This window comes from Streptomyces sp. SID14478, from assembly GCF_010548525.1.
Lineage (GTDB): Bacteria > Actinomycetota > Actinomycetes > Streptomycetales > Streptomycetaceae > Streptomyces.
In genome coordinates this window covers 1-12,344 of record NZ_JAAGMG010000732.1, presented here as the reverse complement: position 1 = coordinate 12,344, position 12,344 = coordinate 1, and the positions used below count along the sequence as shown (strand labels likewise).

12 protein-coding genes are annotated in these 12,344 nt (G+C 69.2%); 9 read left to right on the top strand and 3 right to left on the bottom strand.

What is annotated here, in order from left to right:
• Positions 1-608 precede the first annotated feature (608 nt).
• The 3 genes from G3I40_RS24110 to G3I40_RS24100 all read right to left on the bottom strand — a co-directional run bounded on the left by G3I40_RS24110 (position 609) and on the right by G3I40_RS24100 (position 4,070).
• Positions 609-2,066 carry a catalase gene (locus G3I40_RS24110; RefSeq protein ID WP_164304203.1) on the bottom strand — a complete coding sequence of 486 codons (1,458 nt, stop codon included), beginning with the start codon at positions 2,064-2,066 and terminating at the stop codon, positions 609-611.
• Between the two features lie 206 nt (positions 2,067-2,272).
• A complete protein-coding gene (locus tag G3I40_RS24105) occupies positions 2,273-3,169 on the bottom strand; it encodes a 2-hydroxy-3-oxopropionate reductase (protein ID WP_164304202.1) in 897 nt (298 codons plus the stop codon).
• Positions 3,170-3,227: 58 nt separating this feature from the next.
• Positions 3,228-4,070: a TIM barrel protein gene (locus G3I40_RS24100; protein WP_164304201.1), complete on the bottom strand. Its 843-nt coding sequence runs from the start codon at positions 4,068-4,070 to the stop codon at positions 3,228-3,230.
• A gap of 152 nt (positions 4,071-4,222) precedes the next feature.
• On the opposite strand from G3I40_RS24100, the gene G3I40_RS24095 reads away from it, so the two are divergent.
• The 9 genes from G3I40_RS24095 (at position 4,223) to G3I40_RS24055 (ending at position 12,206) form a co-directional block, all read left to right on the top strand.
• Complete coding sequence (locus G3I40_RS24095) at positions 4,223-4,477, top strand: hypothetical protein (RefSeq protein WP_164304200.1); 255 nt, start codon at positions 4,223-4,225, stop codon at positions 4,475-4,477.
• Positions 4,474-4,842 carry a helix-turn-helix domain-containing protein gene (locus tag G3I40_RS24090; RefSeq protein WP_164304199.1) on the top strand — a complete coding sequence of 123 codons (369 nt, stop codon included), beginning with the start codon at positions 4,474-4,476 and terminating at the stop codon, positions 4,840-4,842. The genes G3I40_RS24095 and G3I40_RS24090 overlap by 4 nt, the downstream gene beginning before the upstream one ends.
• A gap of 150 nt (positions 4,843-4,992) precedes the next feature.
• A complete protein-coding gene (uraD, locus tag G3I40_RS24085; protein ID WP_164304198.1) occupies positions 4,993-5,517 on the top strand; it encodes a 2-oxo-4-hydroxy-4-carboxy-5-ureidoimidazoline decarboxylase in 525 nt (174 codons plus the stop codon).
• Entirely contained in the window at positions 5,517-5,915 is a 399-nt protein-coding gene (gene uraH, locus G3I40_RS24080) for a hydroxyisourate hydrolase (protein ID WP_164304197.1), read from the top strand. The genes uraD and uraH overlap by 1 nt, the downstream gene beginning before the upstream one ends.
• 5 nt (positions 5,916-5,920) lie before the next feature.
• Positions 5,921-6,856, top strand: a complete 936-nt coding sequence (pucL, locus tag G3I40_RS24075; RefSeq protein ID WP_164304196.1) for a factor-independent urate hydroxylase — start codon at positions 5,921-5,923, stop codon at positions 6,854-6,856.
• Between the two features lie 84 nt (positions 6,857-6,940).
• On the top strand, positions 6,941-8,359 hold the full coding sequence (locus G3I40_RS24070; RefSeq protein ID WP_164304195.1) for a nucleobase:cation symporter-2 family protein: 1,419 nt from the start codon (positions 6,941-6,943) through the stop codon (positions 8,357-8,359).
• A 45-nt stretch (positions 8,360-8,404) separates the two neighbouring features.
• A complete protein-coding gene (locus tag G3I40_RS24065) occupies positions 8,405-9,799 on the top strand; it encodes an 8-oxoguanine deaminase (protein ID WP_164304194.1) in 1,395 nt (464 codons plus the stop codon).
• 340 nt (positions 9,800-10,139) lie between these two features.
• Positions 10,140-11,489: a nucleobase:cation symporter-2 family protein gene (locus G3I40_RS24060; RefSeq protein WP_164304205.1), complete on the top strand. Its 1,350-nt coding sequence runs from the start codon at positions 10,140-10,142 to the stop codon at positions 11,487-11,489.
• A gap of 117 nt (positions 11,490-11,606) precedes the next feature.
• The gene (locus tag G3I40_RS24055; RefSeq protein ID WP_164304204.1) at positions 11,607-12,206 is read left to right on the top strand and encodes a CatB-related O-acetyltransferase; all 600 of its coding nucleotides are present in this window, start codon (positions 11,607-11,609) and stop codon (positions 12,204-12,206) included.
• The last annotated feature ends 138 nt before the right edge of the window (positions 12,207-12,344 follow it).

Genomic DNA, 12,344 nt, shown 5'->3' with positions numbered 1-12,344 from the left:
CTGGCCGGGCCGCGGCGGTCGTCCGGGCGAGGCCGGCACGAGGCCCGGCGCCTGCTGTGGCGCCACCCGGGCGTTCGCCCCGCGTTCCTGGCCGGACTCTGGCCCGGCGTGCCGGTCCCGGTGGTCGTGTGTCGCCATGCGGCCTCCCGTCGTGTACGCCCACGATCCACCGGGGCACCTGCCCCGTCCAGGGTGATCGAGGCACCGTACGGGCAGAGTTCGGGGCAGTGTCGCTGCACCGGGCGTGCCCCGCCGGGCATGCCGAAGAGCCCCGGGTACGGACCGTCGTACCCGGGGCTCCGGTTCGGGAGGTTGTTGCCGTCCGACGGCGCGCGACTGGCGAAACATGCATACGGGCCGCCGGACGGAGTCGATGGGCTGGGACCGCGGCGGCGGGGCGACGGATCCCGGGGTGCGCTGCCTCAGGTCGACAGCGGCCCCGGTACCTTCACCACCGCACTGGCTCGCACCTGCCGCCGCGGTCCTCGTCCTCCCGCGCCCACCGGCAGACCACCCCTCATCCGGGTCGTGCCAGTGGTGCGGGCTTGTGCGTACGGAGCTGACCTCCCGTCAATCCCCGTACGCAGTCTGGGGGTTGCTTCGAAGGACTAGTCCTCGCGCAGGGCGCGGACCGCCTCCTCCACCCGCTTGCCGTAGTCGGGGTCGGCGGCGTGGAAGTGGGCGAGGTTCTTCTCCACGATGTCGTCGCGCGAGACCTGGGAGAGTCCGCCGGCGATGTTCGCCACCAGACGCCCCTTCTCGTCCTCCGACATCAGCCGGTACAGCTCACCGGCCTGGAAGAAGTCGTCGTCCTTGGTGTGGGCCGGGGCCTCGTGCGTCCCCGTGTAGCCGGCGACCGCGTACGGCGCGGCGAGCGCGCGGCCGGTCTCGGTCGGGCCGTCGAAGGAGTTCGGCTCGTAGTTCTTGCGGCTGCGGGCGTAGGCGTTGGCCGCCATGACGCCGTCGCGGCCGTAGTTGTCGGCCTTCGTCGCCTTGGGGGCGTTGACCGCGAGCTGGGTGTGGTTGACGCCCAGGCGGTAGCGGTGCGCGTCCGCGTAGGCGAACAGGCGGCCCTGGAGCATCTTGTCCGGCGAGGGACCGATGCCCGGCACGAAGTTGTTCGGGGAGAAGGCGGCCTGCTCGACCTCGGCGAAGACGTTGTCCGGGTTGCGGTCGAGGACCAGGCGGCCCACGCGCTGCAGCGGGTAGTCCTTGTGCGGCCACACCTTGGTGAGGTCGAACGGGTTGAAGCGGTAGTCCGCCGCCTCGGCCGCCGGCATGATCTGCACGTACAGCGTCCAGGACGGGTTCACGCCGCGCTCGATGGCCTGCAGCAGGTCCGTCTGGTGCGAGTTGGCGTCCTTGCCCGCGAGCTCGGCGCCCTGCTCGGCGGACAGGGAGCGGATGCCCTGGTTCGTCTTGAAGTGGTACTTCACGAAGAAGGCTTCGCCCTGCTCGTTCGTCCACTGGTAGGTGTGCGAGCCGTAGCCGTTCATGTGACGGTACGAGGCCGGGATGCCGCGGTCGCCCATCAGCCAGGTCACCTGGTGCGTGGCCTCGGGGGCGTGCGCCCAGAAGTCCCAGACGTTCTCCGGCTCCTGCTTGCCCGTGAAGGGGTCGCGCTTCTGGGAGTGGATGAAGTCGGGGAACTTCAGCGGGTCCTTGATGAAGAACACCGGGGTGTTGTTGCCGACGAGGTCGTAGTTGCCCTCTTCGGTGTAGAACTTCACGGCGAAGCCGCGCGGGTCACGGACGGCGTCCGCGCCACCGAGGTTGTCGGCCACGGTGGAGAAGCGCAGGAAGAGTTCGGTGCGCTTGCCGACCGTGCTGAGGAAGTCGGCGTGGGTGAAGCCGGTGACGTCGTCCGTCACCTCGAAGTAGCCGTACGCGCCGGAGCCGCGGGCGTGCACCACGCGCTCCGGGATGCGCTCGCGGTTGAAGCGGGCGAGCTTCTCCAGGAGGTGCTGGTCCTGGAGGAGGATCGGGCCGCCCACGCCTGCGGTGGCGGAGTTCTGGTTGTCGGCGACTGGGGCGCCGGACTCGGTCGTGAGCACACGCTTCGGCATTGTTTCGAGGCGACCTTCCGTGCAGTGGCTGCTGACGATGTGGGGGAGCGTAAGGACCCCTGAACTGCTGCGTCAACAGTTTGTTGAAGTTCTGGGCAGACTTGTCTCAACTTTTTGTTGAAACAAAAGCAAAGGGTTCCGGGCCGCGACGGCGCCTGGGCGCGACAGGACAGGTGTCAGCGCCGCCGCGACCCGGAAGTCTGGGGTTACTTCGGCTGGTCGCCGGAGAGGCGCTCGACCGAGCGCAGCAGGGCCGAGTGGTCCAGGCCGCCGTCGCCCTGGGCGCGCAGCGAGGCGACGAGCTGGGCGACCACGGCGCCGACGGGCAGCGCGGCACCGACATTGCGGGCGGCGTCGGTGACGATGCCCATGTCCTTGTGGTGCAGGTCGATGCGGAAGCCCGGCTTGAAGTCGCGGTTGAGGAAGTTGTCCTTCTTGCGGGTCAGGACGGTCGAGCCCGCAAGCCCCCCGTTCAGGACGTCCAGCGCGGCGGTCAGGTCCACGCCGGACTTCTCCAGGAAGACCACGGCCTCGGCGCACGCCTGGATGTTCACGGCGACGATCAGCTGGTTGGCGGCCTTCACGGTCTGGCCCGAGCCGTGCGGACCGCACAGCACGATGGTCTTGCCGAGCGCGTCGAGCAGCGGCTTGGCCTCGTCGAAGTCGGCCTGCTCACCGCCGACCATGATCGACAGGACGGCCTCGATGGCGCCGGCCTCGCCGCCGGAGACGGGCGCGTCGATGACGCGGATGCCCTTCTCCTTGGCGTTCTTCGCCAGGTCGACCGAGGTCTGCGGGGTGATCGACGACATGTCGACGATCAGCGCGCCCGACTTCGCGTTCTCCAGGATGCCGTCAGGACCGTACGCGATGGCCTCGACCTGCGGGGAGGCGGGGACCATCGTCACGACGACGTCGGCGTCCTTGACGGCCTCGGCGATCGACTTCACGGCCGTACCGCCGGCCGCGGCGAGGCGGTCCAGCTTGTCCTGCTCCAGGGTGAAGCCCGTGACGTCGTAACCGGCCTTGATCAGGTTCTCCGACATGGGCGAACCCATGATGCCGAGACCGATCCACGCGACCTTGGGGAGGTTGTTGCTCATGAGGGTGACTCCAAAAAGCTCAGGAAAGCGGTGATACGTCGATGAGGTGGCGCGCGCGTCAGGCGCGGGCGGCGCGGTGCTCGTGCGCCAGCCAGCCGAAGGACTCGGCGCTCGGGGCGTCGCCCGGCTTGTACTCCAGGCCCACGTAGCCCTCGTAGCCCGCCTTCTTGAGCTGGTCGAGCAGCTCTTCCAGGGGCAGCGAGCCGGTGCCCGGCGCACCGCGGCCCGGGTTGTCGGCGATCTGCACGTGCGCCGTCTTGTCGGCGTAGGCGTCGATCACGGCCGGCAGGTCCTCGCCGTTCATGGACAGGTGGTACAGGTCCATGAGGAACTTGGCGTTGCCGAGGCCGGTCGCGGCGTTGACCTTGTCCACGATCTCGATCGCCTTGGGGGCGCTCACGATCGGGCACTTCGGCGACTCGGGCTTGTTGAGCGCCTCGATGAGGAGCACGGCACCGACGCGGTCGGCCGCGCGGGCCGCCAGCACCAGGTTCTCCAGGGCGAGTTCGTCCTGGGCGGCCTCGTTCACGCCCTCGACGCGGTTGCCGTACAGGGCGTTGAGCGCCTTGCAGCCGAGCGAGGCGGCGAAGTCGGCGGCGATGTCGAGGTTCGCGCGGAACTTCTCGCTCTCCTCGCCGGGGATCGACAGGGCGCCCCGGTCCGGTCCGGGCAGCTGGCCCGCGTAGAAGTTCAGGCCGGTCAGCTGGACGCCGGCGTCCTTGATCGCGTCCCGCAGGGCGTCGAGCTCGGACTGCTCGGGAACAGGCGCGTCGACCCAGGGCCACCACAGCTCGACCGCCGTGAAGCCCGCCGCGGCGGCGGCCGCGGGGCGCTCCAGGAGCGGGAGTTCCGTGAAGAGGATCGACAGGTTGACGTTGAAGCGCTGGTCTGCGAATCCCATCGGGGTCGGCGCTCCCTTCTGGTTCGTGTTCCGCATGCGAAGTGTTCCGTATTGCGGAAGTTCGTTTCTGCTTGATGGAAGGTTGCCCGTGATCCGGGGGAGCTGTCAAGAGGGGCTGCCGGAAAAAGCGGGAACGGCGTTAGGTTGACCCCGTGCGATTGAGAGTGGAGTTCACGACCGAGCCCTTCGACCTCGACGAGGCGCCGCCGCATGCGGTCGTCGCGCGCGATGTCATCCAGGGGGCCGACCTGGACGCGGTCGACGTCGGCCCGTTCGGCAACACGGCCGAGGGGGAGGCCGGCCGCGTGCTCACCGCGGTCGACGCGCTGCTGCGCCGGTCCCTCGAGGCGGGGGCCACCCGGGTCTCGCTCCAGGTGAACGTGATCGGCGAGGAGGGCGATAAGTGACCGCGCTGGGGGACGAGCCCTTCATTCGGGCGGTCAAGCCGCTCGTCGACGCCATGGGGGCCGAGATGCTGTCGCCGAGCGAGGCGGCCAAGGACGACGTCGTGCTGAGCTGGGAGGGGGCCGAGGTGATCGCCGTGCGGCTGCCCCAGCTGGCCGACTCCCTCGATCACATCCTGGCCGCCATGGAGCGCAGGGAGGGCAAACCCCTCGCCGAGCTCGACCGCAGGGAGAAGCAGGAGGTCGTCCGCGTCCTGGAGGCGCGCGGCGCCTTCTCCGTGCGGCACGGCGTGGAGACCGTGGCGGGCGCGCTCGGCGTCTCCCGTTTCACCGTCTACAACTACCTCAACCGCGAGAAGGCCACCTGACCTGGGGTGACGCCACGATCACAGAACCGCCGTCCGGTCGCCGGGCGGCGGTTTTTTATCACTCCAAGTTTTCAACAAAGTGTTGACGCAGTGTTTCCGAGGGCGTTAGCTATCCGCAGCCCGTCCAGCACAAGGCCACGGAGGCACCCCGTGACTTCAGGTTCAACGCCGGGACTTGCCCGGTTCAACGCCTCGGACGAGAGCGCGGCCCAGGCCGAGCTCCACGAGGTGTGTGCTTCATCGGCGTGGGGGAGCAAGATCCTCGCCCAGCGCCCCTTCGCTTCCCTCGACGCGCTCTTCGAGGCCAGTGACGCCGCGATGGCCGAACTGTCCGCCGAGGATCTCGCCGAGGCGATGGCGGGGCACCCGCCGATCGGCCGCCCGAAGCCCGGCGACCCGACCTCGTCGCGCGAGCAGCGCGGCATGGCGGGGGCCTCCGAGGAACTCAAGGCGGAGATGCTCGACCGGAACCTGGAGTACCAGGACCGGTTCGGACATGTCTTCCTCATCTGCGCCACCGGGGCGAGCGCCGAGCAGATGCTCGACGCGCTCAAGGCGCGCATCGGCAACACGCCGGAGCAGGAGCGCGAGATCGTCCGCACCGAGCTGGGCAAGATCAACCGCATCCGCCTGACCCGCCTCGCGGAGCACGGAGAACAAGGGGACAACGCCTGATGAGCACCGAGACCACAGCGTCGGTGTCCACGCACATCCTGGACACCAGCGTCGGACGCCCCGCCGAGGGCGTCGTCATCTCCCTTGCGGCGCGCGCCGGTTCGGGCGCCGCTTGGGTGGCGCTCGGCGGCTCGGCCACCGACGCGGACGGGCGCTGCAAGGACCTGCCGGCCCTGCCGGAAGGAACCACCCACGTCCGTCTCGACTTCGAGACGGAAGCGTATTTCGACAAGAAGCAAGCCGATGCGCAGCAGGACGCCCCCGCGAATCGGGACAGCGTCACGACCGGAGCGTTCTTCCCGGAGGTGGCGATCACGTTCGCCGTCACGCCGGGCGAGCACTACCACGTGCCGCTGCTGCTCAACCCGTTCGGCTACTCCGTTTACCGAGGGAGCTAGCAGACATGCCCACGATTCTGGGTTCGAACCAGTACGGCAAGGCGGAGAACCGCGTTGTCAAGATCACGCGGGACGGCGACACCCACCACATCAAGGACCTGAACGTCTCGGTCGCCCTCAGCGGTGACCTCGACGACGTCCACCTCACCGGGTCGAACGCCAACTGCCTGCCGACCGACACCACCAAGAACACCTGCTTCGCCTTCGCCAAGGAAGTCGGCATCGAGTCGGCCGAGCAGTACGGCATCGAGCTCGCCCGGCACTTCGTCGACAGCCAGCCGTCCATCCACCGGGCGCGCATCCGCATCGAGGAGTACTCCTGGGAGCGCATCGCCGGCTCCGACGCGGGCTCCAACTTCATCGGGGCCGACGAGGTCAAGCACTCCTTCGTCCGCAAGGGCCAGGAGACGCGCCTGGTGCAGGTGACGTACCAGAACGGCACGTTCGAGGTCCTGTCCGGGCTCAAGGACCTGACCGTGATGAACACCACGAACTCCGAGTTCTGGGGCTACATCAAGGACAAGTACACGACGCTCAAGGAGGACTACGACCGCATCCTCGCGACGTCGCTGTCCACCTGGTGGCGGCACAACTGGACGGGTGAGGAAGGCCAGCGCACCCCCCAGTGGAACAAGTCCTACGACCAGGCCAAGAAGCACATCCTGCAGGCCTTCGTCGAGACGTACTCGCTGTCGCTGCAGCAGACCCTGTTCCAGATGGGCTCGCGCGTCATCAACAACCGCACCGAGATCGACGAGATCCGCTTCTCGGCGCCGAACAAGCACCACTTCCGCCAGGACCTGTCGCCCTTCGGTCTGGAGAACGAGGCGAAGGACGGTGCCGTGTACTGGGCGGCCGACCGCCCCTACGGCCTGATCGAGGCCACGATCCTGCGGGACGGCGCCGACCAGCGCATCCCGCTGGACATGACCAACCTCTGACGCCTCGGGCGTAGTTGACGCGGTCGCGCACCCCCGTCCACCCGCAGTCGGCGGGGGTGCGCCGCACCGGAGGGAACATAAGCAATGGCAGTGCCAGCAAAGGGGCCGGCAAAAGCTGAGGGCCCGTGTTCCACCCCATCGGAGGACGCCGCACGCACGGCGGTGGCCCATCCGGTGGACGAAAAGCTCCACGTCTCGCGGCTCGTCCCCGCCGCACTCCAGCACATCGCCGCCATGTACGCGGGAGTCGTCACCCCTCCGCTCATCATCGGCCAGGCCGTCCGCCTCGACACCGCGGGCCAGACCCGGCTGATCGCCGCGTCACTGCTCATCGCGGGCGTGGCCACCCTGCTCCAGACCCTCGGCGTCAAGGGCTTCGTCGGCAACCGGCTGCCCTTCGTCAACGCCGCCTCCTCGGCCGGCATCGCACCGATGCTCGCGATCGCCGAGACCAACGCGCACGGCGACCAACTCCCCGCCATCTACGGGGCGGTGATGGTCGCGGGTGTCTTCTGCCTCGCCATCGGACCGTTCTTCGGCCGGTTGCTCCGCTTCTTCCCGCCGCTCGTCACCGGCGTCGTCATCACCCTCATCGGCGTGACCCTGATGCCCGTGCCGGTCGGCTGGGCCCAGGGCGGCGACAAGACCGCCGCCGACTACGGCGACATGCGCTTCCTCGCCCTCGCCGCCTTCACCCTCGTCGTGATCCTGCTGATCCAGCGCTTCGGCAAGGGCTTCGTCAAGCAAGTCGCCCTGCTCTTCGGCCTGTTGATCGGCACGCTCGCCGCGATCCCGTTCGGCATGGCGGACTTCAGCTCGCTCAAGTCCGCGCCGGTGGCCGCGCTCCCGACGCCGTTCGCCTTCGGCGCCCCGGAGTTCCAGCCCGCCGCGATCGTCTCCCTGTGCCTGGTCATGCTCGTCCTGATGACCGAGTCCAGCGCCGGCATGCTCGCCATCGGCGAGATCTGCGAGCGCGACTGCGACGGGAGGACCATCACCCGCGGTCTGCGCACCGACGGCATCGCCACCCTCCTCGGACCGGTCTTCGGCGGCTTCCCGACCTCGGCCTTCGCGCAGAACGTCGGCGTCGTCTCGCTCACCAAGGTGCGCAGCCGGTACGTCGTCGCGGTGGCGGGCAGCGCCCTGATCGTCCTCGGCGCCTTCCCGGTCCTCGGCGCGGTCGTCTCCATGGTCCCCATGCCGGTCCTCGGCGGCGCGGGCATCGTCCTGTTCGGCTCCATCGCCGTCAGCGGCATCCGTACGCTCTCCGAGGCGGGCCTCGACGACAGCTCCAACATCATCCTGGTGGCCGTCTCGCTCGGCGCGGGCATCATCCCGCTCGCCGCGCCCACCTTCTACGCCGATTTCCCCGCCTGGGCGCAGACCGTGCTCGGCTCCGGCATCAGCGCCGGCGCGCTCGTCGCCGTATCGCTGAACCTCTTCTTCCACCATCTCGGCACCCGCGGCAGCGCCACCGCCACCGCGGCACTCAAATCCTCCTAGGGTCCTGCCGTGCCCAATCGCCACTCCAGAATTGAAGGAAGCACCATGGCACCTTCTACGGCTACGTCAACCGACCGCATCGTCATCGAGAACGTCGCCATCGCGACGGTCGACGCGCAGGACACCGAGTACGCCTCCGGCTACATCGTCGTCGCGGGCAACAAGATCGAATCCATCGGCGCGGGCAAGGCACCCGAGGGCCTGGAGAACGTCGTGCGCCGCATCGACGGCACCGGCCACCTCGCCACGCCCGGCCTCGTCAACACCCACCACCACTTCTACCAGTGGATCACCCGGGGCCTGGCGACGGACCACAACCTGTTCAACTGGCTGGTGGCGCTGTACCCGACCTGGGCGCGCATCGACGAGCAGATGACCTACGCCGCGGCGCAGGGCTCCCTCGCCATGATGGCCCGCGGCGGCGTCACCACCGCCATGGACCACCACTACGTGTTCCCGCAGGGCTCGGGCGACCTCTCCGGGTCGATCATCCGCGCCGCCTCCGAGATGGGCGTGCGCTTCACCCTGGCCCGCGGCTCCATGGACCGCAGCGAGAAGGACGGCGGCCTGCCGCCGGACTTCGCCGTCGAGACCCTCGAAGGCGCCCTCGCGGCGACCGAGGAGACGGTGAAGAAGCACCACGACGCCTCCTTCGACGCGATGACGCAGATCGCCGTCGCCCCGTGTTCCCCCTTCTCCGTCTCCACCGAACTCCTCAAGCAGGGCGCCGAGTTGGCGCGCAGCCTGGGCGTACGGCTGCACACCCACGGCAGCGAGACGGTCGAGGAGGAGAAGTTCTGCCACGAGCTGTTCGGCATGGGCCCGACCGACTACTTCGAGTCGACGGGCTGGCTCGGCGAGGACGTGTGGATGGCGCACAGCGTCCACATGAACGACTCCGACATCGCCGCGTTCGGCCGCACGAAGACGGGCGTCGCGCACTGCCCGTCCTCGAACGCCCGCCTGGCAGCCGGCATCGCCCGCGTCCCCGACATGCTCGCGGCCGGCGTCCCGGTCGGCCTCGGCGTCGACGGCACCGCCTCCAACGAGTCGGGCGAACTCCACACCGAACTGCGCAACGCCCTGCTCATCAACCGCCTCGGCGCGCACCGCGAGGCCGCCCTGAACGCCCGTCAGGCGCTGCGCCTGGGCACGTACGGCGGTGCGCAGGTGCTCGGCCGCGCGACCCAGATCGGGTCGCTGGAGGCCGGCAAGCTCGCCGACCTGGTCCTGTGGAAGCTGGACACCCTGGCCCACTCGTCCATCGCCGACCCGGTCACCGCGCTGATCTTCGGTGCGGCCGCGCCGGTCACCCTCTCCCTCGTCAACGGCAAGCCGGTCGTGGAGGACAGCCGCCTCCTGCACGTCGACGAGGACGCCATCGCCCGCTCCACGCGGGACGAGGCACAGCGCCTCGCGCGGATCGCCGCGCAGGCCTGACACCCACAGAACTCCGGCCGGGGAGGACGGTCCCCGGCCGGACCCGAGCTGCCGAGCGGGCAGCTCGGGTGCCGCCCCGGAACGTGGCCCAAAGCTTCGCGTTCCCGGGGCGGTCAGTACTACCTATGCACCACCTGGGCGCACAACAACCGCATAGCGAGCACGACCTTGCACCACCTCCCAGAAGCGAAAAGTGCCGGCGGCCCGCCGGGACTGGAAAACAACCGGAGGAGCCGCCGTGGCGACGACGCCCAGGTTCACCAAGCAAGGCACCACCCCCGAAGCGGAAGCCGCGGGGCATACCAAACATCCGGTCGACGAGACCCTCCCACCGCTGAAGATGGCGACGACCGGTCTCCAGCACGTGGCCGCCATGTACGCCGGCGTGGTCGCGCCCCCGCTGATCGTCGGCGCGTACATAGGCCTCTCGGCGAAAGAACTCACCTTCCTCACCGGCGCCTGTCTGTTCACGGCAGGGCTCGCCACCTTCCTCCAGACGCTCGGCATCTGGAAGATCGGCGCCCGGCTGCCCTTCGTGAACGGCGTGACGTTCGCGGGCGTCGCCCCGATGCTCGCCGTCGTCGACTCGACGAAGGACAAGGACGACGCGCTGCCGATCATCTTCGGAGCGGTGATCGTCGCGGGAGTCCTCGGATTCATCGCGGCGCCCTTCTTCTCGAAGGCCATCCGCTTCTTCCCGCCGGTCGTCACCGGCACCGTCATCACGCTCATCGGCATCTCGCTGATGCCGGTCGCCTTCGGCTGGGCGCAGGGGCCCGACGCCAAGGCCTCCGACTACGGCTCGATGAAGAACCTGGCGCTGGCCGCGGTCACCCTCGTGATCGTGCTGCTGCTGCGGCGCTTCACGACCGGGTTCGTCAAGCAGATCGCGGTGCTGCTCGGCCTGGTCATCGGGACCGTCGTCGCGATCCCCTTCGGCGTCACGGACTTCTCGCCGGTCGGCGACGCGGACGTCGTCGGCTTCCCGTCGCCGTTCCACTTCGGTGCCCCGCAGTTCGCGGGCGCGGCCATCGTCTCGATGATCGTCGTCATGATCGTGTCGATGACGGAGTCGACGGCCGACATGCTGGCGCTCGGTGAGATCGTCGGCCGCCCGGCCGACGAGAAGACCATCGCGGCCGGCCTGCGCGCCGACACCCTCGGCACGGCAGTCAGCCCCGTCTTCAACGGCTTCATGTGCAGCGCCTTCGCCCAGAACATCGGTCTGGTCGCGATGACGAAGATCCGCAGCCGGTTCGTGGTCGCGGTCGGCGGCGGCTTCCTCGTCCTGATGGGCCTGTGCCCGATGGCCGCCTCGCTGATCGCCGTCGTACCGCGACCGGTGCTCGGCGGCGCGGGCGTCGTCCTGTTCGGCTCGGTCGCGGCCAGCGGCATCCAGACCCTGGTCAAGGCCAACCTGGAGAGGGACAACAACGTCCTGATCGTCGCGGTCTCGCTCGCGGTGGGCCTGATCCCCATCGCAGCCCCGGAGTTCTACCACGCGTTCCCGGAGCGCGCGAAGATCATCCTGGACTCGGGCATCTCCACGGGCTGTGTCGCCGCCGTGCTGCTCAACCTCGTCTTCAACCACCTCGGCCGCGGCCGGGAGGCGGACGACGTCACGTCACCGATGGAATCGGGCGGCGCCATCGCCGAACAGCGGACGAACTCCACGGCCGGCGCGCACTGAGGGCGCGGCCTCGCGAAGCGGTCCGGTACCGGGGAGTCGAGGTGCGGTGGGTGTCGGAGTCAAGGCAAGATCTTTTGCGTGACGACGACACCCCCCGACCCGAACACCCTGCACCCGATGCCCGACCAGGAGCGCGTGGTGCTCCTGAAACCCCTGATCACCTCGGAGTTGATCGAGGTGGGCGAGTTCTCGTACTACGACGACCCGGACGCCGCCGCCGAGTTCGAGACCCGCAACGTCCTCTACCACTACGGCCCGGAGAGACTCCGCATCGGCCGCTTCTGCGCCTTCGGCACCGGCGTCCGCTTCCTCATGAACGGCGCCAACCACCGGATGGACGGAGCCTCGACCTTCCCCTTCCCGATCATGGGCGGGTCCTGGGCCGAGCACTTCGACCTCCTCGCGGGGCTGCCGTCGCGCGGCGACACGGTCGTCGGTCACGACGTCTGGTTCGGCAACGGCGTCACCGTGATGCCCGGCGTCACGATCGGCCACGGCGCGGTCGTGGCGACGGGCGCGGTGGTCACGGAGGACGTTCCGCCGTACGCGATCGTCGGCGGCAACCCCGTGCGGGTGATCCGCAGCCGCTTCACTCCGGACGTCGTCACCCGTCTGGTCGAACTGGCCTGGTGGGACTGGCCGTTGGAGCACATCACGGAACACCTGCGCCTGATCATGTCGGGTTCGGTGGAGGCCCTGGAGCGCGTGGCCCCCTGACGGGCCGGTGCGCGGCCTCACGGCTGCGGGCGGTGCCCGGCCCGGCGGCGATCACCGCGGAGCGCCCAACTCCCGTACACCCGCGCCACGCTGGCGAGCCCGCCCTGGTCCTCGCGACCCGCGCCGAGGACCGCCCGG